The organism is Aliidiomarina sp. (genome assembly GCF_022565475.1).
Classification (GTDB): Bacteria; Pseudomonadota; Gammaproteobacteria; order Enterobacterales; family Alteromonadaceae; genus Aliidiomarina.
Window position 1 is genome coordinate 73,574 of sequence record NZ_JAIUMR010000004.1, and the last position, 19,779, is coordinate 93,352.

A 19,779-nucleotide genomic window follows, 5' to 3' on the forward strand; every position below is an offset into this window, starting at 1 on the left:
GGGGTTAAAATTTATTGGCATTTCGCGGGGAAGCCCGGAAAGCCGCAAGGTAAACTCATGAATTTGGGTATAGATAACTCATGAAAACTTTTGTAGCAAAAGCAGAAACTGTAAAACGCGACTGGTTTGTCGTTGACGCAGACGGTAAAACTTTGGGTCGCCTAGCGACTGAAGTGGCAACTCGTTTACGTGGAAAGCATAAGCCTGAGTACACACCTCACGTTGATACTGGTGACTATATTGTTATCGTTAACGCTGAGAAAATTGCTGTGACTGGTAATAAAGCGAAAGCGAAAATGTATCACGCACACAGCGGTTATCCTGGTGGTCTGAAGTCAATTAGCTTTGAAAAGCTACAGGCGAAGAAACCAGAAATGATCATCGAAGCAGCTGTAAAAGGCATGCTGCCACGTGGTCCACTTGGCCGTGCGATGTTCCGTAAGCTGAAAGTGTTCGCGGGTCCTGAGCACACGCACGCAGCTCAGCAGCCTAAACCTTTAGAGATTTAATACGGAGCAGATGAAGATGGCAGATAATCAATACTACGGTACAGGTCGTCGCAAAAGCTCTACAGCGCGTGTTTTCTTACGTGCTGGCAGCGGTGACATTAAAATCAACAACCGTTCAATCGAAGAGTATTTCGGTCGCGAAACTGCGCGCATGGTTGTACGTCAGCCTCTAGAACTTCTAGAGATGTCTGAGAAGTTTGACCTTTACATCACCGTGACTGGTGGTGGTACTACAGGTCAGGCGGGTGCAATCCGTCACGGTATTACCCGTGCACTGATGCAGTACGACGAAGCACTTCGTGGTGACTTACGTAAAGCGGGTTATGTTACTCGTGATGCACGTAAAGTTGAGCGTAAGAAAGTTGGTCTTCACAAAGCGCGTAAGCGTCCACAGTTCTCGAAGCGTTAAGCTGTCAAACAGTGGGCAACAGATTTACTGTTGCAAGCAGACAATTTTCAGCAAAAACCCGGCGTATGTGCCGGGTTTTTTTATTCCCATGTGGAATGGTGTTACTCCCTGCTTATGGGATACTGCCCAATCAGCTGTAACACCCAGAAAATAAGAGTTACAGCAAAACTACTCGATTCTGGTAAAGGTGCCAATACCACGAATTTCTCTGTGGTTTTACTTGCGCCTGTGCCTTGTAAAGAAGGCTGATTTTCTTTATGATTACAGGGATTTTTTTCGAGTAAGCATTGAGTTAATTTTGCTGCGTAATTTCGCACAGCGTCCAAACTGGAGAGAAATGGATGAGCAATGCGCCTGTAGATAAAGGCCGTCGTCGGTTTCTGACTGTCGCTACCTCGGTAGTTGGCGGCGCAGGAGTTGTCGGTGCCGCCGTGCCCTTCATTGCTTCATGGAACCCAAGTGCCAAAGCCCGTATTGCGGGTGCACCGGTGGAAGTGAAGATTGACAAGATTGAGCCAGGTCAGTTAGTTCGGGTTGAGTGGCGTGGAGCCCCTGTATGGGTCATCCGCCGTACTCAGGAAATGTTGGATAGTCTGCCCCTTGCAGATAGCCGCTTACGTGACCCTGAGTCTAATGAACCACAACAACCGGAATATGCCAAGAACCAACACCGTTCAATTAACCCAGAGTGGTTTATTGCGGTTGGTATTTGTACTCACCTCGGTTGTTCGCCACAGTATTTTGAACGTAATTTTGGTATTGCTGAAGGAATCGATTCTGGTTTCTTCTGTGCTTGCCATGGTTCACGTTTTGATATCGCGGGTCGGGTGTTCCAAGGTGTTCCGGCACCTAGCAACTTGGTAGTTCCACCACACTATTTCATCGACGATGAAACTGTATTAGTGGGCGAAGAAGAGGGAGCAGCCTAATGTCACTCATGAACTGGATTGATAAGCGGATTCCGTTTAGCAACACCATGAAGTTGCACGTGACCGAGTACCCGGCACCAAAGAACTTTAACTTTTGGTATCTCATGGGTTCGTTGGCGATTGTGGTTCTCGTGAACCAAATCGTGACCGGTATTTGGTTGACCATGAGCTATAACCCAAGCGCAGAGGGCGCTTTCGCGTCTGTAGAATACATCATGCGTGATGTTGAGTACGGTTGGCTGTTGCGTTATATGCACTCCACCGGCGCTTCAGCGTTTTTCGTGGTGGTCTACTTGCACATGTTCCGCGGTCTCATGTACGGCTCCTATCAGAAGCCGCGTGAATTGCTGTGGATCTTCGGTATGTTGATCTTCTTGGTCTTAATGGCAGAAGCCTTTATGGGTTACTTGTTGCCATGGGGGCAGATGTCCTACTGGGGTGCGCAGGTTATTATCTCGCTGTTTGGTGCAATTCCGATTATCGGTGATGACCTAACGACTTGGATTCGCGGTGACTACGTTATTTCTGGTGCGACCCTGAACCGTTTCTTTGCTTTGCATGTTATTGCCTTGCCATTAGTCTTGGTTATCTTAGTCTTCTTACACTTAATTGCCTTGCATGAAGTGGGCTCTAACAACCCAGACGGTATCGACATCAAGAAACCAAAAGGTTCTGTGCCTGAAGAAGAGCAAGCGAAATTCAAGTTCCACGAGCGTTATACCAGCAAGTATGACATCGTCGATGCGATTCCATTCCACCCGTACTATACGGTGAAAGATATCGTTGGCTTGGTCGTGTTCTTGATTTTGTGTTCACTGGTCATTTTCTATGCGCCAACGATGGGCGGCTTCTTCCTTGAGCCACCTAACTTCCAGGCCGCTGACCCGATGGTGACGCCAGAACACATTGCACCTGTTTGGTATTTCACACCGTTTTACGCGATTTTGCGTGCGGTTCCAGACAAGCTGACCGGTGTTATCTTGATGTTTGGTGCCATCGTGATGTTAGCCTTGATTCCTTGGCTAGATCGCGCGAAAGCACGTTCAGTTCGCTATCGCAGCACGCTGCATAAAGTTAACTTAACGCAGTTCGCCATCAGCTTCGTTATCCTAGGTTACTTGGGTGCGATGCCAGCGACTGACTTGTATACCTTTATTGCTCGCGTTTGTACGATTCTGTACTTCGGCTTCTTTATTGCGCTGTTCTTCTACAGCAAGAATGAGAAGATTAAGCCACTACCAGAGAGGTTGACGAAATGATGAAGCGTTTTCTAATGGCTCTGGCGTTGCTTATTCCTGCCACCGTATTGGCGGCAGGCTACAGCGGCCCGCTAGACAAAGCGAACATTGATCAGTCTGATAAAGCTTCTCTGCAGCGTGGCGCGCAGATCTACATGAACTACTGCTTGGGTTGCCACAGCATGGAGTATCAGCGCTATCAACGGACATTCGAAGACTTAGGTATTCCAGTCGATCTCGGTGAAGAGTTTTTACAATTCACCGGCGACGGTCCTGGTTCACACAAGTTCTCAGCCATCGATCGCGACAGCGCACCGGAGTGGTTTGGTCTGGCACCACCAGACTTGACCATGGTGGCACGTGTTCGCGGCGCTGACTGGTTATATACCTTCTTCCGTAGCTTCTATGTCGATGATAGCCGCCCGTTTGGCGTCAACAACGAAGTGTTTGACAACGTTGGTATGCCTTGGGTACTTGAAGAGATGCAAGGTGTTCCGCGTAAAACGTACGAACGTCGTATGGTTGATGGCGAAATGCGCGAAGTGTATGTCGGCATCAAGTCTGACGGTACGGGTCGCTTAAGCGAAGAAGAATTTGACCAAGCAATGTTAGATCTAACTAACTTCTTGGTTTACACCGGTGAACCTATGATTCTTGAGCGTCAGCGCTTAGGTATGTTTGTCATTGGTTTCTTACTGGTGTTGCTCGTCCTGAGTATTCTTTTGAAGAAAGAATACTGGCGCGACGTCAAATAATTCTATTTGAAAGTAGCCTGCATGAAGTTGCAACCTACTGGAAAATAAGAATGTTTATTCGGGGGCGAGGTTCGCCCCCTTTGCTGTTTTCTGAGAGTGGAGAATCTTATGGCTGTTGCTGCCAATAAGCGTTCAGTAATGACCCTGTATTCAGGGAAAGATGATTTATTCAGTCACCAAACACGTATTGTTTTGGCTGAGAAAGGGGTAACGGTTGAAATCGCTTTTGTCGAACAGGATAACCAACCGGAAGACCTGCTGCAGCTAAACCCATACGCGGACAATGTACCCACCTTAGTTGACCGCGAGCTTGTTCTCTATAAAGCTCAAATTATCATGGAATACCTTGATGAGCGTTTTCCTCATCCACCGTTGATGCCTGTATACCCAGTAGCGCGCGGTACCAGTCGCTTGATGATGTATCGCATAGAGCGTGATTGGTATGCACTTGCAGAGACGGTATTGAAAGGAAGCAAGAAAGAAGCCGAAGCTGCTCGTCAAGAACTGAAAGAGAGTATTCTTGCGTTAGCTCCAGTGTTTGCCGATACGCCGTTTTTTATGAGCGAAGAGTTCACGCTTGTTGACTGCTACCTAGCACCATTATTGTGGCGCTTGCCAGTCTATGGCATCGAGCTGTCGGGTTCTGGCGCGAAAGAAGTGAAGCAGTATATGCTGCGCTTGTTTGAACGGGAAGCTTTCCGTGACTCATTAACGGAAGACGAACGCGAAATCGGTAAAGTTTAGTGATGTTGTCGCCTCGCCGTCCTTATTTGCTGCGCGCTTTGTACGATTGGTTACTCGACAACAACCTCACGCCTCACGTCGTTGTTGATGCAACGTGGCCGTTGGTAAACGTGCCGCAGCAGTTCGTGAAGGACGGCCAAATCGTATTAAACGTCGCTCCTAGCGCTGTGCAAGCGTTTTATATGGATAATGAAGGTGTGCGTTTTCGTGCGCGCTTTAGCGGTCAGGAACAGCGCATTGAACTGCCCATCGGTTCTATTCTTGCCATCTACGCAAGGGAAAATGGTGCAGGCAGTATCTTCGAGGCAGAAGACGGCTTGATGCCAGGCGCAGCAACTGCACCGGCAGGCGTCGAGTCAGCACAGCCGTCACTTGTTGCCGTGAGCGACGATGAAAACAATAAAGAACCAGACGCAAGCGCAAAAGGCGATGCGGTGGCTGAAGAAAATCCTGACAACAACGAGAAAGCAGATGCGAACAAGCCAGTGCAAATAGATCCGCCTGTTCGTGGACGCCCTAAGCTCCGCGTAATTCAGGACGACTAGTTCGTAGATGAGCTGAGAAAAAATCGCGAATAGTCGGGGCCGCATCAACCGGGACTCACTGCTAAGCCGCTACCAAGGCCTGATTTCGATAGTTAATCGACGTCAGGCCTTTTCATTTCAGCTGAATACGCTTGTTTGACGCTACGCTGCTTGGTCGTGGGTAAGGTTACGATTGCACAACTAAAGCATTGACCACACGATTAACGCGACTAACATGACGCGCGATTTCAATGGCGCGATCCGCCTGAGCTTGATTCACAATTCCCAGCAAGAAGACTTCTCGTCTTTCAGTCACAACTTTGACTCCGGATAGGTCGAGATCGTTTTCACGCAGTAACTCGGCTTTTACTCGAGTAGTAATCCAACTGTCGTCCGCACGCTCGCGCAGTGAAGCCACCTCTCCAACGGTGAGTTGATTGAAGATATGCACAACACCATCGGTTTCTCGGGCAAACCGTTCCGCTTTTTGTTTTAACTCAGCATTGGCGACTTGGCCAAACAAAAGCACATCGCCATTATAAGAAATGACCCGCACGCGCTGTTGGTCAAAGTCATCGTCACGATTCACTAAGCCTAAAACGCGCAGCCGGATGGCCGTGTCGTCGACTTGGGTATTGACATCACGACTATCTAAAGCGACCGCTGTGGTACCGACCGCGGCACCTACAACAATCGCCGCACAGCCTTGCAATAGCGGTAAGCATAACAGTAATAGTAGACCAATGCGCATTGCTATACTCCGTGAAAAATTTGTTGTTCAATCAAATCACATAAGAGCTGACTGAGGAATAATTGTTGCTCGACAATTCGGGTTGTATTGGTACTTGGGATGCGCATTTCAAGATCGTTGGGGCCAAGCAGGCTGGTAATCTCTGCGGCCTCGTCACCGGTGACGGCAATTATCGTCATTTCTCGCGAAAGTGCGGCTTCCATCGCTTGGTGGACACGTTCCGATTGATGCTGACTGACGAAAGCTAAAAGGATATCACCTTGACTGCCCAGTGCGCTGAGTTGCCGGGCAAGACAATCAACTTGCACCGGTTGGGTTGAATTCATGCCCAAGGTTACCGCTGGAAATGGCGGTCGTTCCAAATGGGTGCCATGGATGAGCAAATCAGTGAAATGTTGCGCCACAAAGGTACTGTTACCGTCACCACAGCTAAAAATACGCCGGCCGTCGAGTAACGAAGAAGTCAGAAGCTGCACGGCGCGCTCGAGCGGCTTGACTAAACTATCCGCGGCTGCCACTTGAACTTGAATGCTTTCATTAAAAAAAGTACGAATTGTGTCCTGCATAACTAAAAAGCGTCCTTTAACCACTCTACTTGAAAGGGCTCGCCGGTAATGGCAACGATATCGAATCGGCAGCCAACTTCATGTTCATTGATATTATTTTTGATCATCCACACGCGCGCGGCGTGACGCACTCGTTGCAGTTGAGCAGCGGTAAGCTGCTCAAGAATATCAGCGAAATGTTGCGTCCGTCGATATTTGACCTCAACAAATATTAACTGTTCATCATCACTAAAGATTAAGTCAACTTCACTATTGTCGAGACGAAAGTTACGGTCTTGAAGTTGCAAACCTTGGTCTTGCAAAAATACGATGGCACGGTTTTCATACTCAGTGCCGATTTGTCGGGTTGTCATAACTGGCTCGTTCGAGTTTTAGTTCATGTCCTTCAAACTTAGCCCAAGCAAGATGACGTTCAACTTTTTGCTCAATAATGCGCAATTGCCCCGTCAATCCGTTATGCGTGTAGCCCGGTAAATGATTCATGGCGAGCACTTTCGGGGCAATCGCCATCGCGTCATAGCCCATCGCCAAGAGGCGCTGTTGATTGAGGCTTAGACGGCCCAATTGTTGCTCGAATTGCTGACGTAATTCATTGGCAAGGTCGGGTTGCAATAACCAAGGCGCGTCCGAGAAAATAACCCCATCGAGATCATTCTCGCCGCGGCTCAATTGCTCTTGGTGAACGGAGCTGCTGGCGTACACTGGGATGCGTCGGCCGAAGGCGCTTAAGTTGACATCAATATAGGGTTTTAACAATCGAACCTGTTGCGCATCGCCACCGACATAGATTGCATCGAGATCTTGGCGACTGCGGACTTCATAATGCAACTCGGTCGTCCCTCGTGGCGCCGTGACGTGCTGCTGGACAAGCCGCTCAATGACATCAATGCGAGCTTGGCTGCGGTCGACAAGTAAACTCTGCTGCACTACATCGGGAATATCGGTGCTGGCGGCGTAAAACTGAGCACGCTGAGAATATCCCGATTGTTGCGGCCATTGCTCGCCGAAACGGCTGGCAACACTGCGACCGCGATTGGTATCGGGGCCGAGTACGAGAATGTGTTGGTAGCCGAGTTGTTGCAATCGGTTTGCGGCATCGGTCGCTTCGGTGACCGTATCTAAGGCGAAAAATGCGTGACGATCGTTGGTGTTCTTCTCATCAGGGTTGTTCAACCAGAGTTGTGCCCAAGGCGCTGTGGCGTTGCGTTGCACTGCGTATTGATTGAAAGACTCGAGCGTTGGCCGGTCGAGCGGGCCAATCACCAGATCAACTTCAGCCGCAAATAGACGGTCGTACAGATCTTCAACACTCATTTGCGCGGTGTCATAAAAATACACGTGCAAGGGTAATTCACGGTCAGTCAAGCGCGCAAGAATGCCATTGCGTACGGATTTGCCAGCATCGGCGAACTGTCCGGTCAGCGGCAGTAGCACCGCAATGCGCTGAATTTCAGCGGTGATCTCCGGCCGCGTCAATAGTTGTTCGACAATGGGTCCTCCTGGGTGCTGCGGGAAAGCTCGCTGCCATGACTGCAATACCGGCCCGCGCGGACGACTTTGGTCTAAAGCTTGGGTCAGTCGTTCAAATAACTGAATCCAGCCACGCATCACGGAATCATTGTGCGTCACGCCGGCTCGCCACTGCTCTGCGGGCACTTGCGAGAGTAAATGCCAGACCGCTTCGCTACGATCTTGATCCGGCGCATAGCGACCATAGTTGACGAGGGCTGCTGCAGCGGCGATGTAATCGGCTTGCGCGGCGAGCGCTTGATGGCGTAATTCCAATGCTTGTAAACGTTGCTCGCGTTGATTTAATCGTTGGTCGAGACCATCGGTCAGTTCGACAACCCGTTGCCAGTCGCCCATGTACGCCGCAAAACGCACACGTTGCAGGTTGTACTGTACTGCATCACCGGGTTGCAGATAGCGGGATTGAATAAAGGATAAAACCACCCCAGCTTGTTGGTCCTGCGAGTCGTCTAAGTAAGCTTTCGCGGCTTGGACGAGCAAGGCTTGTTGCCGTGATGACGAGGTTTCTGTTTGGGCACGACGAAGGTACTCCGCGGCAGCTAGTCGATCGGGTTGTACTTCTGTCGGCTCCGTCCGTATTTGTTCTGGACGCTCGCTTGTATCCGAAGGTGCAGGGGCGGATGAACAGCCTGCTAACACGAGCGCAGCGGAAGAAAAAAGAAATAGGCAAGACAGTAGCTTCTTTGGCACAATGAACATCTCAGTTACCTGCAGTGCCCCTACTATAAACCGGCAGTCAGCTGCAGACAAATTCAACCGTGTTGAAAATTCGTAAAGAGCAGGAGTATTGCTGTGAGCACAACCCCCGGCACCCTTTATATTGTGCCAACGCCGATTGGAAATTTAGGCGACATTACCCTGCGGGCGATTGAAACATTGAAAAATGTGGATGTGATTGCAGCGGAAGATACGCGCCATAGTGGCGTATTGTTACAACACCTCGGTGTGCAAACACGCATGTGGTCGGTGCATGAACACAATGAACGCGAAAAAGCTGATGGCCTGATTGAACAACTGCAGAGCGGTAAGTCGATAGCGCTCATCAGTGACGCGGGTACGCCTTTGATTAGTGATCCTGGCTATCCATTGGTTAACGCGTGTCGTGCTGCCGGAGTGCGGGTTGTGCCGTTACCGGGCGCGTGTGCGGCAATTGCAGCGCTGTCAGCAGCGGGTTTGCCGACCGATCGCTTCCTATTTGCAGGTTTTCTTCCAGCAAAGCAACAAGCGCGGGTGACAGCATTAAAGCAACACCAGAATGAAACCGCGACCTTGGTCTTCTATGAGGCGCCTCGGCGTATTCTTGACACCCTTGAAGCTATCGTCGAAGTCTTTGGTCCGGATCGTCGAGTTGTCATTGCTCGCGAGCTGACGAAACAGTTCGAAACGTTTCTCAATGGCTCAGTGAGCGATGTACTGACTCAGGTCACTGCCGATACGAATCAGCAACGTGGTGAAATGGTTTTGATTGTCGCTGGTGCGCCAAGGCAAAGTCAGGGCATTCCAGCCGAAGCCTTACAACTGTTGGCGCTTTTAACTGCTGAATTGCCGCCGAAAAAGGCCGCGAAAATTGTTGCCAGCCACTACAACCTGCGAGCCAACGAGCTTTATCATCATACCTTAAGCTGAACACGCTAGCATGCTCAGCGCGAAATCGGTATACTGCGCGCCGGAGTCAGCCAAGACAATCGCTGCTTGCGTAAGCAAGGGGAGGAAAGTCCGGGCTCCATAGGGCAGAGTGCCAGGTAACGCCTGGGCGGCGTGAGCCGACGACTAGTGCAACAGAGAGCAGACCGCCGATGGCCCGCTTGCGGGAACAGGTAAGGGTGAAAGGGTGCGGTAAGAGCGCACCGCGCAACTGGTAACAGTTTGTGGCACGGTAAACTCCACTCGGAGCAAGACCAAATAGGGATCCATGGGGTGGCCCGCCTCGGATCCGGGTAGGTTGCTTGAGGTTGCAGGCGACTGCAGTCCTAGACGAATGATTGTCCTCGACAGAACCCGGCTTAGCGGCTGACTCCGCCTTTCTTTTGTGATCCTGCACTGGCTGTGCCATAACGCTGAATAAACGCGTCGAGCGGCATTGGCCGAGCGAAGTAAAAGCCTTGAATCAAATCCGCGCAATGATGGCGAATAAATTCCACTTGTTGTGCCGACTCGACACCTTCAACGACAACGTCGATTGAAAGTGCGCGTGCCATTTGAATTAACGCCGCTAATAGATTCGATTGACGATGATTGTCTGGCACCCCTTCGACGAAGCTGCGGTCAATTTTTAATAACGACACGGGAAAATGCTGCAAATAGCTGGTCGAGGAATAGCCGGTCCCGAAATCATCAATCGCTAGGTTAATTCCTCTCTCATGCAAAGTTTCGAGCATATTTCGCTGTCGCTCGCGGTCGGGCATGAGCATAGACTCGGTAATTTCGAAGGTAAAGTCACGGGGTGAAACGCCATGGTTTTCGATAATAGCGAACCAACACTCGAGCGCGTGGGCGTCATAAAACTGATGCGAGGAAATATTGATCGCTAAACGTCCGCTAATGCCTGCGGCGCGAATTTTGCTAATGTCGTGACAGGTGGTTTGTAAAACATAATTACCTAGGTCACGGATTGTTCCGTTCTTTTCAGCGATCGGAATAAACTCATCGGGCATTAATAAGCCTTCCGTCGGATGCTGCCAACGAACTAACACTTCGACACTATAAAGTTCGCCGCTTGCGGCGTTAATTATGGGTTGATAGTCAATAAAGAAGTGCTTTTTATCAATACTGGCAAGAATTTCTTTGCGGGCGCGCAGCTGCTTTTCCGTTTTCTCTCGGAGCGACTCACTAAAATAAGAAGAGCGCCCACGACCATTGTTTTTCGCGTTATACATCGCCAAATCTGCCGACTTTAATAGTTCCAGTGCCGAGTGACCGTCATCGGGGTAGATGGCAATGCCAATTGAACCATCAATTAAGAGTTCGTTGCCTTTAATCGAGATGGGCTCACGGATAAAGGTCAGTAATTTCTCCGACTGCAATTCGGCATGCATGGGCTCGATGAGATTCTTCAAGACCACGACAAACTCATCGCCGCCGAGACGCGCAATAATGTCTTCTTTTCGGAGTGACGACGTGAGGCGATTTGCAATGACTTTGAGCAACCGGTCGCCTGCCTCATGGCCAAAGGTATCGTTCACCTCTTTGAAGTGATCAAGATCGATAAAGAGCAGAGCGCATTGCTCTTCACGGCGCTTGCAGCTGTCGAGGTAACTGGTCAGTTGTTCAAGAAAATAGTGGCGGTTGGGTAGCTCGGTGAGGCTATCGAAACGTGCTTGGCGAGTAATGGTACGAAATGCGAGCTGCAGCTTTTGTTGATTGAACAAAATGATCGCCGTTAACACAGCGAATAGTAAAGAGAGCAAGGTGCCAAACACCCACCATAATAGTTTTGTGTCTTCGCCGTCTTGCCAAAACGATCCCACCGGTATGGCAGCGAGGACCCATTCACCGCTCGGTAACTGAATGGTTTGCGTGACCGGTTGTGCCTGCCAGACCTCAGCGTCACCCAGAATTAAAGGTCCGGCAGAGCCGGAACCATTGCGACCGCGAATACTGACAGATAATTCCGGTGTGTCATAGAGGCCAGCGAGCTGAAACAAAAGTTGATGGTCGATGACTTGTGAGATGACAATATTATGTTCACCGTCAGGGAAAACCGGCACGCGAGCGATTATCGCTTCGCCACCTTGGGTCAAAAGCACCGGCCCATTAATCGTAATTTCACTGGTTTCTAATGCTTGTACATAGCTACTCAGTTGTTCTGGCGACGAGCGGTAGTCAAAGCCTAACGCGGCTTCATTGCCTGTCATCGGATGAATGAATTCGATGATATAATCGACACCCACAGCGACATGGCGAACTTGCAATGAATCGGAGATTATACTGTCGATAATCAGGCGGAGACGTTCTTCGTCAAAGTCAGGGTTGAGGTAAATCTCGGTTCGCACTTGTCGGATTGCAAGTAAATTCGTTTGGAGCAAACCTTCGATGCGGGCACGAATCGTACTTAACCGCTCTAAAACGAGAAATCGATTCGCTTCTTCAGTCCGTCGCGTTTCGGCATAAATAAAGCGCGCAAGGATAAACTCCCCCACGATAAAAATACATACACTAATAACGACGATAAGAGCTTTACGACGCACGGCAACGCCTCTTTTTTTATTATCAGTAGAATAGTTGACCATCCACTGCTTGAACGCAAGTCATTATATCGAGCAATTCGCTTAAATGTTGCGCTTTTTCCTTGACAGGGGATCAAAGTGCCACCTAGACTGTATCATTGTGGGGAAAAGTGGAGAGAAGTGGATCATTTTGGTGATCCCGCTAATAAATTATGTTCCGTGGCGCAAATAGTATCAGTTTGGATGACAAAGGACGGCTTGCAATACCAGCACGGTATCGCAATCTATTGTCATTGGACTGTGAGGGGAAATTGGTCTGCACGATCGACATCAAGCAGCCCTGCCTCCTATTGTACCCGGTACCTGAATGGCAAGTCATTGAACAAAAGCTAGCCAAACTCTCTTCGATGAACCCCGCAGAACGTCGCCTTCAACGCTTGTTGTTGGGCTATGCAGATGATTGCGAGATGGATAAGAATGGACGCGTCTTAATTGCAACGCCGCTGCGCCAACATGCAGGCTTGAATAAAAAACTCATGCTCGTTGGGCAACTCAACAAATTTGAGATTTGGGACGAGGAAACCTGGCAGCAGCAAGTTGCTGACGATATCGCAGCAGAGCAAGCAGGCGACTTTACATTAACTGATCGACTACAAGATTTTTCACTATAATGACGCAATCATCGCAACATGTACCGGTGTTGCTAGCGGAGTCGATTGAAGCGTTAGCGATCCAGCCGGACCAGATTTACATCGACGCGACCTTTGGTCGTGGTGGGCACAGTCGTGCCATTCTTGAGCGCCTTTCTCCACAAGGGCGCTTGCTTGCGTTTGACCGCGATCCCACAGCCGCGGCTGAAGCAAGTGCCTTAGCGGCACAGGACCCTCGTTTAACTTTTTTCCACACGCCTTTCTCGCAACTCGCAGAGATTATTGCTGCGCAGCAACTCACCGGCCAAGTGGCAGGTATCTTATTTGATCTCGGTGTCTCATCCCCACAACTTGATGACGCCGAACGTGGTTTTAGTTTTATGCGCGATGGCCCGCTTGACATGCGGATGAATCCCGAACAAGGAGAATCGGCGGCAGAATGGCTGGCCCACGCAGACATGGACGAAATGGCCCATGTTTTTCGCCATTATGGTGAGGAACGTTTTGCCGGTCGGATTGCGCGCGCGATTATTGAACATCGTCAAGAGCATACACTGACACGCACGTCCGAGTTGGCGAACTTAATTGCGAAAGTGAGCCCAACCCGGGAAAAACACAAACACCCAGCAACGCGAGTATTTCAAGCGATACGTATCCACATTAATCGTGAGCTCGGTGAAGTTGAAGATGCTTTAGTGGCTGCATTGGCGGCGCTTATGCCGGAAGGTCGATTGGCTGTGATCAGTTTCCACAGCTTGGAAGATCGCATTGTCAAACAGTTCATTCGTGCCCAGAGTACTCGCGCTCAAGTACCTGCCGGATTGCCATTGCGCGAAGACCAGATCGCCGACGATCGAACGTTAAAGGCGATCGGCAAAGCGATTAAGCCCGGAGCCGCAGAGTTAAAAGTCAATCCCCGTGCGCGCAGCTCCGTGTTGCGGATTGCTGAACGGCTACCGGAAAAAGCTGCGGGAGGTCAATCATGAAAAAAATTGACCTGAAGAAAATGTCTGGACATCGCGGCTTGCTGCACGTGATCGCCAGTGATCTTAAGCACTATCGTGGATTGCTCATTTGGGGAACCATTGCGCTTGCCAGTGGGTTTAGTGCGGTTTTTTTGACCCACATGAACCGTGAGCTTATCGCTGAGCGGGAGCAAGTGTTGCAATATCGCGACAGCCTCGATGTCGAATACCGACATCTCATTATTGAGCAAAATGCTTTAAGTGAGCACAGTCGGATTGAAACCATTGCTGCCCGTCAATTGGGTATGCAGCGTCCTACTGATGCGCAGGAGGTGCTGGTGCCATGGCGGTAAAACGTAATGCTCGCATTTTACGTCCAGAACCCTTACCCATGCGCTTTATGGTGCTGGTGGCTGGCGTATGTCTTGTGTTTGCATCGTTACTTGCTCGGGCAGCATACATTCAAGTGATTGAACCCGATCGTCTCCGCCTTGAGGGTGATATGCGTTCCGTGCGGGTTTCCCAAGATCGGGTACAGCGTGGCAATATCACTGACCGCAACGGTGTCGAGCTCGCAATCAGTGTGCCTGTGCATACCGTATGGGCTGATCCGAAAGTGGTCCATGATCGCAATAGCCTCGCGGATCAGCGCCGCTGGCAGGCGCTTGCGGAAGTACTCAACACCAGTGAAGAGCAATTATTACGTAAAGTCGACAATCCGCAACGGCGCTTTGTGTATCTTGAGCGCATGGTGACGCCAGCGGTCGCAAACTACATCCATCAACTACGTATTCCAGGGGTGGGTTTGAAAGAAGAATCGCGGCGTTTTTATCCAACCGGCGAGATTTCAGCACACGTGATAGGCATTACCAATATAGACGCCGAAGGCATCGACGGCGTTGAAGCAATTTATAACGACCTCCTGACGGGTACACCCGGTCAGCGACGCTACCGCAAAGACGGCTCTGGGCGTATGGTCGAGGAAATCGAGTTTACCGAGTCGCAATTACCGCAGAATCTCACTTTGAGTATTGACCAGCGGATTCAAACCGTCGCTTACCGCGAATTGACCAAAGCGGTGCGTTACCACCAAGCCACTTCTGGCTCTGTGGTGGTTTTGGACGTTGACACGGGCGAAGTTCTGGCGATGGTGAATAACCCCTCGTATAACCCAAACAATCGGACCGGCGTGCAACCGCACCAAATGCGGAATCGAGCGATTGCCGACAGTTTTGAACCCGGTTCAACGGTCAAGCCATTAGTGGTGCTCGGTGCGTTACAGGCGGGTGTCGTGAACGCCGATGAAACGGTCAAAACCAGTCCGGGTTGGATGCGAATTGGTGGTCGCCGCGTGCAAGATGCCCGCAATTACGGTGACCTAGATTTGGGCGGAATCTTGGCGCATTCGAGCAACGTCGGCACCTCGCGTTTGGCCTTGGAGCTCGATCTCAATGACTTCCTTAATCTTTATTCCCAAGCCGGGTTCGGAACTGATACGGGCATCAATATGCTGGGTGAAAGCATGGGGTTCATGCAACATCGCCAGCGTTGGTCGGACTTTGAACGGGCAACCTTGTCATTTGGCTATGGTATGTCGGCAACAACGCTGCAGCTGGCGCAAATGTATGCGATTCTTGGCAATGGCGGTATTAAGCGGCCGATCAGTATTCTCAAGGTCGATGAGCCGCACCCGGGACAGCGGGTCTTCTCTCGTGAATTCACGCAACAAACGGTGAAATTGATGGAAGCCGTCATTCAAGACGGGACCGGTTCGCGCGCAAGAGTACCGGGTTATCGTGTGGCAGGTAAAACAGGGACAAGTCGCAAGGCGGTCGCCGGTGGTTATGGCGACGAGTACATTGGTCTGTTTGCTGGGGTGCTTCCGGCCAGTCGGCCGCGAGTCGCGATTGTGGTCATGATTAACGAGCCTGCGGGTGATAGCTATCATGGTGGAACGGTCGCCGCCCCTGTATTTTCCCGCGTGGCTGAAGAGGCCATGCGCGTACTTAATGTTGCGCCGGACAACTTAAACAGTCGGGAATTGCGCGTTGCCGGTTGGGGAGGGCGCAGTAGTGATTGAACTCTCTCGTTTATTCGCAAATGCACCATTCCCATTGCCGCAGGTTACCATTACCGGCTTGAAGCTGGATAGCCGGAAAGTGACCAGCGGTGACGCATTTATCGCAGTTCCGGGTTACGAAGTTGACGGCCGTGATTATATTGATGCAGCGATTAGTGCGGGTGCCAGTGTAGTGCTCGCAGATATGGACGAGTGGACCCACGGCGAGCTTAACGGCGTTCCACTGATTGGAATTCCGTCGTTAAAGAGTCAAGTCTCTGCGATTGCCGGAAGTTTTTATCAACATCCATCGCGGCGCTTGCGTTTAATCGGCGTGACTGGAACCAACGGCAAAACAACCGTGAGTAATTTGGCCGCGCAATTGTGGCAGCACTTGAAGCCGGAAGCGGCAGTCCTCGGCACCATTGGTAGCGGTTTGTTGAAACAGTTGTTGCCCGAACAAAACACGACACCGGATGGGGTCACTGTGCAGCAGCGTTTGGCTGGCTTTTTGGCGGAGGGCGCTGAAGTTGTTGCCATGGAAGTTTCTTCACATGCCCTCGTGCAAGGTCGCGTTGAGGCGTTGAATTTCGATACCGTGATTGCTACCAACATTAGCCGCGATCACCTCGATTACCATGGCACCATGGACGCGTATATTGCGGCGAAGCAACGCCTATTCGGCGACTTTACTGCGCGCGTACAGATTATCAATGCGGATGACCCTCAAGTTGCTGTTTGGGCAACGCCAGCCGCATTAAAGTTTAGTTTAGATGAGCAGAAGATTGGCGAGACAAATACGCTCGTTGCGAGTCAGATTCGCTATCAACATGACGGCACCCACTTCAACTTAGTGTGGTCTGGGCATAACACCGATGGCGATGAAATTCAGCATCTGCCAGTGAAAACTAGCCTACTGGGTGACTTTAACGTTGCCAATATTCTCGCCGCGAGTTTGAGTGTCGTCGGTGCTGGTTATGCCCTCGCGGATGTTGCGGCCTTAGTTCCTTCTTTGCAATCAGTGCCGGGCCGCATGGAAACCTTTAGTGCAGAACAAAAGCCATTGGTGATTGTGGACTATGCGCATACACCGGATGCGCTTGAGCAAGTCTTACTGGCTGCGCGCCGTCACTGCCCCGGCCAACTGTGGTGTGTGTTTGGCTGTGGTGGTGACCGTGACCGCGGTAAACGGCCACAAATGGGCGCAGTCGCAGCGCGGCTCGCTGATCAAGTGGTCGTTACCGATGATAATCCGCGGACGGAATCACCTGAGCAGATTATTGCTGACATCATAAGTGGCATGGGTGCGGAATCAAGTCATTACGCGCATCCGGGCCGAGCTGATGCTGTAGCTTGGGCCATTGCACAGGCGGGGCCGGACGATGTGGTGGTCTGCGCAGGTAAAGGACATGAAACCTATCAAATTATCGGTCGTACTGCACACGCTTATGATGAACGTGAGTGGGTCAGAAGCTTAACTGGAGGACAACCATGATTCCAGTTTCTTTAGCGTGGATTAATACGCAAGTTGATGGCGAGTTGCATGCGCAATCGCCGCAGCAAATTATTGATCAACAGGTGGTGATCGATAGCCGGCAGGTGCAACCAGGCGATCTGTTCATCGCCATTAAAGGGCCAAACTTTGATGCCCACGATTTTTGTGCCGATGTGGTTGCAAAAGGTGCGTCAGCGTTAATTGTCGAGCGTCTGTTGGACCTCGATGTTGCCCAAATTGTCGTGGCAGATAGCCGAGCGGCGTTAGGCGCGCTGGGCGCGGCAGTGAAAGCGGAAGTTAAACCGAAATCTGTGGCCATTACCGGCAGCAGTGGCAAGACGACGGTCAAGGAAATGGTTGCCGCAATTCTTCGCCATGCACCGTCCGTGACGGGTGAGGTGTTAGCCACCGCAGGTAATTATAACAATGACATTGGCGTGCCCTTGACCTTATTGCGATTGACCCATGAACATCGCTACGGTGTCTTCGAGTTGGGCGCTAACCATCGTGGTGAAATCGCGTATACAACGGGGTTGGTGAAACCCGATGTTGCCATGATTAATAATGTGGCTCCGGCGCATGTCGAAGGCTTTGGTGACATCTGTGGTGTTGCCAAAGCGAAAACCGAAATTTTCCGCGGACTTGGTGCTCAGGGGCTGGCATTGACGAATGCGGATTCCGAGTTTCATGACTATTGGCAACGCGAGCTTAGCAACCAGAACTGGCAAACTTTCGCGATTGACCATGATGCTGACTACCAAGCAACCGCTATTCAACTTGATGACAATGGTTGCGCCCAGTTCGAGCTGGTGACGGCTGAGGGAACGTGGTCGGTGCAATTGCCTCTGCCGGGACGCCATAACGTGGCAAATGCGCTGGCCGCCGTTGCCGTGTGTCGAGCGCTCGGCTTGCGTATCGACGAGATACTCAGTGGCTTTCAGCATATGCAGTCTGTGCCAGGACGGATGTTGACGCACACACCGTGGCCACATGTTCGCTTAATTGATGATACCTATAATGCCAACGTGGGTTCGGCGAAAGCAGCGATTGATGTGCTTGCTAGTCTTCCGGGCCGCCGTATTTTTGTACTCGGCGACATGGGTGAGCTAGGCACACAAGCACGTGCTTACCATGAAGAAGTCGGTGCGCATGGTATTAGTGCTGGGATTGATGGTTTATATACGCTCGGCATTCTCAGTCAAAGCGCGAGTGAGATTTTTAATGGCCACGGCGGTCGCCATTTTGATTCCGTGGACAGTTTAGTTGCAGCTTTATATGAAGAAATTAACAGCGAGGCAGCGCTCACCATATTAGTGAAAGGATCACGCAGTGCACGCATGGAGCGAATTGTGGAAGCGCTGTTGAACGCGGCAAAAGAAGAACAACATCGGAGGAATGCCGCATGCTAGTTTGGTTGGCGGAATACTTACAGCAGCATGTAGCCACAGGCTTCAATGTGTTCTCGTATTTGACCATGCGCTCAATTATGGGAATTTTAACGGCACTTTTGCTTTCCCTTTGGTTGGGCCCGCGGGTGATTCGCGGTCTACAACGGATGCAAATTGGCCAAACCGTGCGTGATGATGGTCCTCAGAGCCATTTGAGTAAATCGGGTACGCCAACGATGGGTGGCATCTTGATTCTCGTCAGTATTTTAATTTCAGGAATACTATGGGCGGACTTGAGTAATCGCTATGTTGTCGTCACTCTGCTGACGCTAGCGGCATTTGGCGTAATCGGTTTTGTCGATGACTATCGCAAAGTGATCCGCAAAGACCCAGCGGGCCTCGTCGCACGCTGGAAATACTTTTGGCAGTCGGTCGTCGCATTGACCGTTGCCAGTTATCTATTTTACACCGCCCAACAGCCTGCAGAAACGGCACTGCTGATTCCTTTCTTCAAGGATGTGATGCCACAACTGGGGGCGTTCTATATTTTGCTGGCGTACTTTGTCATTGTCGGCACCAGCAATGCAGTCAACTTGACCGACGGTCTCGATGGCTTAGCGATTATGCCCACCGTGATGGTTGCCGGTGCACTTGGTGTTTTCTCGTATGTGACTGGACACGTTAACTTCGCAAACTATTTGCAAATTCCATACATTCCCGAGGCGGCGGAGCTGACCGTGGTCTGTGCCGCGATTGTCGGTGCAGGATTGGGGTTCTTATGGTTTAACACCTACCCGGCGCAAGTGTTTATGGGTGATGTTGGCTCATTGGCGCTCGGCGCTGTGCTTGGCATTATTGCAATCTTAGTCCGCCAAGAGTTGGTCTTGTTTATAATGGGTGGCGTGTTCGTGATCGAGACCTTGTCGGTGATGTTACAAGTTGGTTCGTACAAACTGCGTGGCAAGCGAATCTTTCGTATGGCACCAATCCATCATCATTACGAATTGAAAGGTTGGCCAGAACCACGAGTGATCGTTCGTTTTTGGATCATTTCGTTAATTCTGGTGTTGATTGGTTTAGCAACATTGAAATTGCGCTAGG

At 50.7% G+C, this 19,779-nt stretch carries 19 protein-coding genes, 1 other RNA gene and 1 pseudogene; 16 read left to right on the forward strand and 5 right to left on the reverse strand.

From position 1 onward, the window contains the following. Positions 1-80: 80 nt before the first annotated feature. The 7 genes from rplM (at position 81) to LAT77_RS05080 (ending at position 5,129) form a co-directional block, all read left to right on the forward strand. Positions 81-509 (forward strand): 50S ribosomal protein L13, encoded by a 429-nt coding sequence (rplM, locus tag LAT77_RS05050; protein ID WP_290563471.1) that lies wholly within the window; start codon positions 81-83, stop codon positions 507-509. A gap of 16 nt (positions 510-525) precedes the next feature. Beyond that, positions 526-918 carry a 30S ribosomal protein S9 gene (gene rpsI, locus LAT77_RS05055; protein ID WP_290563472.1) on the forward strand — a complete coding sequence of 131 codons (393 nt, stop codon included), beginning with the start codon at positions 526-528 and terminating at the stop codon, positions 916-918. 341 nt (positions 919-1,259) lie between these two features. Next, positions 1,260-1,847 (forward strand): ubiquinol-cytochrome c reductase iron-sulfur subunit, encoded by a 588-nt coding sequence (gene petA / locus LAT77_RS05060; RefSeq protein ID WP_290563473.1) that lies wholly within the window; start codon positions 1,260-1,262, stop codon positions 1,845-1,847. Continuing rightward, on the forward strand, positions 1,847-3,106 hold the full coding sequence (locus tag LAT77_RS05065; protein ID WP_290563474.1) for a cytochrome b N-terminal domain-containing protein: 1,260 nt from the start codon (positions 1,847-1,849) through the stop codon (positions 3,104-3,106). Before petA ends, LAT77_RS05065 begins: the two co-directional genes overlap by 1 nt. Next, positions 3,106-3,840 carry a cytochrome c1 gene (locus LAT77_RS05070; protein ID WP_290563584.1) on the forward strand — a complete coding sequence of 245 codons (735 nt, stop codon included), beginning with the start codon at positions 3,106-3,108 and terminating at the stop codon, positions 3,838-3,840. The genes LAT77_RS05065 and LAT77_RS05070 overlap by 1 nt, the downstream gene beginning before the upstream one ends. Before the next feature lie 108 nt (positions 3,841-3,948). After that, on the forward strand, positions 3,949-4,584 hold the full coding sequence (gene sspA, locus LAT77_RS05075) for a stringent starvation protein SspA (protein ID WP_290563475.1): 636 nt from the start codon (positions 3,949-3,951) through the stop codon (positions 4,582-4,584). Positions 4,585-4,586: 2 nt separating this feature from the next. Then, positions 4,587-5,129 carry a ClpXP protease specificity-enhancing factor gene (locus LAT77_RS05080; protein ID WP_290563476.1) on the forward strand — a complete coding sequence of 181 codons (543 nt, stop codon included), beginning with the start codon at positions 4,587-4,589 and terminating at the stop codon, positions 5,127-5,129. 166 nt (positions 5,130-5,295) lie between these two features. On the opposite strand, the gene LAT77_RS05085 is transcribed toward LAT77_RS05080, so the two are convergent. The 4 genes from LAT77_RS05085 to LAT77_RS05100 are packed head-to-tail and all read right to left on the reverse strand — an operon-like array spanning position 5,296 to position 8,654. Next, positions 5,296-5,859 carry a BON domain-containing protein gene (locus tag LAT77_RS05085; RefSeq protein ID WP_290563477.1) on the reverse strand — a complete coding sequence of 188 codons (564 nt, stop codon included), beginning with the start codon at positions 5,857-5,859 and terminating at the stop codon, positions 5,296-5,298. Positions 5,860-5,861: 2 nt separating this feature from the next. Then, on the reverse strand, positions 5,862-6,425 hold the full coding sequence (locus LAT77_RS05090; RefSeq protein WP_290563478.1) for an SIS domain-containing protein: 564 nt from the start codon (positions 6,423-6,425) through the stop codon (positions 5,862-5,864). Between the two features lie 2 nt (positions 6,426-6,427). Beyond that, a complete protein-coding gene (locus LAT77_RS05095) occupies positions 6,428-6,778 on the reverse strand; it encodes a YraN family protein (protein ID WP_290563479.1) in 351 nt (116 codons plus the stop codon). Continuing rightward, a complete protein-coding gene (locus LAT77_RS05100; protein ID WP_290563480.1) occupies positions 6,753-8,654 on the reverse strand; it encodes a penicillin-binding protein activator in 1,902 nt (633 codons plus the stop codon). Before LAT77_RS05100 ends, LAT77_RS05095 begins: the two co-directional genes overlap by 26 nt. Before the next feature lie 93 nt (positions 8,655-8,747). Here LAT77_RS05100 and rsmI point away from each other — a divergent pair, with 93 nt between their 5' ends. Both rsmI and rnpB read left to right on the forward strand, forming a co-directional pair. After that, positions 8,748-9,581, forward strand: a complete 834-nt coding sequence (gene rsmI / locus LAT77_RS05105) for a 16S rRNA (cytidine(1402)-2'-O)-methyltransferase (RefSeq protein WP_290563481.1) — start codon at positions 8,748-8,750, stop codon at positions 9,579-9,581. A 42-nt stretch (positions 9,582-9,623) separates the two neighbouring features. Beyond that, positions 9,624-9,977: RNase P RNA component class A (gene rnpB, locus LAT77_RS05110), an RNA gene on the forward strand. Between the two features lie 71 nt (positions 9,978-10,048). On the opposite strand, the pseudogene LAT77_RS12370 reads toward rnpB, so the two are convergent. Then, a pseudogene (locus tag LAT77_RS12370) lies at positions 10,049-12,184 on the reverse strand (putative bifunctional diguanylate cyclase/phosphodiesterase); the annotation flags it as partial. A gap of 149 nt (positions 12,185-12,333) precedes the next feature. Between LAT77_RS12370 and mraZ the strand changes: the two are divergent. From mraZ to mraY, 7 genes are read left to right on the forward strand one after another with little or no spacing between them, the layout of a single operon-like run. Then, complete coding sequence (gene mraZ / locus LAT77_RS05120) at positions 12,334-12,792, forward strand: division/cell wall cluster transcriptional repressor MraZ (RefSeq protein WP_290563483.1); 459 nt, start codon at positions 12,334-12,336, stop codon at positions 12,790-12,792. Further along, a complete protein-coding gene (gene rsmH, locus LAT77_RS05125) occupies positions 12,792-13,757 on the forward strand; it encodes a 16S rRNA (cytosine(1402)-N(4))-methyltransferase RsmH (protein WP_290563484.1) in 966 nt (321 codons plus the stop codon). Before mraZ ends, rsmH begins: the two co-directional genes overlap by 1 nt. Next, positions 13,754-14,089 (forward strand): cell division protein FtsL, encoded by a 336-nt coding sequence (gene ftsL / locus LAT77_RS05130; protein ID WP_290563485.1) that lies wholly within the window; start codon positions 13,754-13,756, stop codon positions 14,087-14,089. The genes rsmH and ftsL overlap by 4 nt, the downstream gene beginning before the upstream one ends. Next, positions 14,080-15,816 carry a penicillin-binding transpeptidase domain-containing protein gene (locus tag LAT77_RS05135; RefSeq protein WP_290563486.1) on the forward strand — a complete coding sequence of 579 codons (1,737 nt, stop codon included), beginning with the start codon at positions 14,080-14,082 and terminating at the stop codon, positions 15,814-15,816. Before ftsL ends, LAT77_RS05135 begins: the two co-directional genes overlap by 10 nt. Further along, entirely contained in the window at positions 15,809-17,290 is a 1,482-nt protein-coding gene (murE, locus tag LAT77_RS05140; protein WP_290563487.1) for a UDP-N-acetylmuramoyl-L-alanyl-D-glutamate--2,6-diaminopimelate ligase, read from the forward strand. Before LAT77_RS05135 ends, murE begins: the two co-directional genes overlap by 8 nt. After that, entirely contained in the window at positions 17,287-18,699 is a 1,413-nt protein-coding gene (murF, locus tag LAT77_RS05145; RefSeq protein ID WP_290563488.1) for a UDP-N-acetylmuramoyl-tripeptide--D-alanyl-D-alanine ligase, read from the forward strand. The genes murE and murF overlap by 4 nt, the downstream gene beginning before the upstream one ends. Further along, complete coding sequence (mraY, locus tag LAT77_RS05150; protein WP_290563489.1) at positions 18,693-19,778, forward strand: phospho-N-acetylmuramoyl-pentapeptide-transferase; 1,086 nt, start codon at positions 18,693-18,695, stop codon at positions 19,776-19,778. The genes murF and mraY overlap by 7 nt, the downstream gene beginning before the upstream one ends. Position 19,779: the final 1 nt, after the last annotated feature.

What these genes read in the sequence shown, in the direction of transcription:
- rplM (WP_290563471.1), top strand. Translation starts at nt 81, where the DNA reads ATGAAAACTTTTGTAGCAAAAGCAGAAACTGTAAAACGCGACTGGTTT.
- rpsI (WP_290563472.1), top strand. Translation starts at nt 526, where the DNA reads ATGGCAGATAATCAATACTACGGTACAGGTCGTCGCAAAAGCTCTACA.
- petA (WP_290563473.1), top strand. Translation starts at nt 1,260, where the DNA reads ATGAGCAATGCGCCTGTAGATAAAGGCCGTCGTCGGTTTCTGACTGTC.
- LAT77_RS05065 (WP_290563474.1), top strand. Translation starts at nt 1,847, where the DNA reads ATGTCACTCATGAACTGGATTGATAAGCGGATTCCGTTTAGCAACACC.
- LAT77_RS05070 (WP_290563584.1), top strand. Translation starts at nt 3,106, where the DNA reads ATGAAGCGTTTTCTAATGGCTCTGGCGTTGCTTATTCCTGCCACCGTA.
- sspA (WP_290563475.1), top strand. Translation starts at nt 3,949, where the DNA reads ATGGCTGTTGCTGCCAATAAGCGTTCAGTAATGACCCTGTATTCAGGG.
- LAT77_RS05080 (WP_290563476.1), top strand. Translation starts at nt 4,587, where the DNA reads ATGTTGTCGCCTCGCCGTCCTTATTTGCTGCGCGCTTTGTACGATTGG.
- LAT77_RS05085 (WP_290563477.1), bottom strand. Translation starts at nt 5,859, where the DNA reads ATGCGCATTGGTCTACTATTACTGTTATGCTTACCGCTATTGCAAGGC.
- LAT77_RS05090 (WP_290563478.1), bottom strand. Translation starts at nt 6,425, where the DNA reads ATGCAGGACACAATTCGTACTTTTTTTAATGAAAGCATTCAAGTTCAA.
- LAT77_RS05095 (WP_290563479.1), bottom strand. Translation starts at nt 6,778, where the DNA reads ATGACAACCCGACAAATCGGCACTGAGTATGAAAACCGTGCCATCGTA.
- LAT77_RS05100 (WP_290563480.1), bottom strand. Translation starts at nt 8,654, where the DNA reads ATGTTCATTGTGCCAAAGAAGCTACTGTCTTGCCTATTTCTTTTTTCT.
- mraZ (WP_290563483.1), top strand. Translation starts at nt 12,334, where the DNA reads ATGTTCCGTGGCGCAAATAGTATCAGTTTGGATGACAAAGGACGGCTT.
- rsmH (WP_290563484.1), top strand. Translation starts at nt 12,792, where the DNA reads ATGACGCAATCATCGCAACATGTACCGGTGTTGCTAGCGGAGTCGATT.
- ftsL (WP_290563485.1), top strand. Translation starts at nt 13,754, where the DNA reads ATGAAAAAAATTGACCTGAAGAAAATGTCTGGACATCGCGGCTTGCTG.
- LAT77_RS05135 (WP_290563486.1), top strand. Translation starts at nt 14,080, where the DNA reads ATGGCGGTAAAACGTAATGCTCGCATTTTACGTCCAGAACCCTTACCC.
- murF (WP_290563488.1), top strand. Translation starts at nt 17,287, where the DNA reads ATGATTCCAGTTTCTTTAGCGTGGATTAATACGCAAGTTGATGGCGAG.
- mraY (WP_290563489.1), top strand. Translation starts at nt 18,693, where the DNA reads ATGCTAGTTTGGTTGGCGGAATACTTACAGCAGCATGTAGCCACAGGC.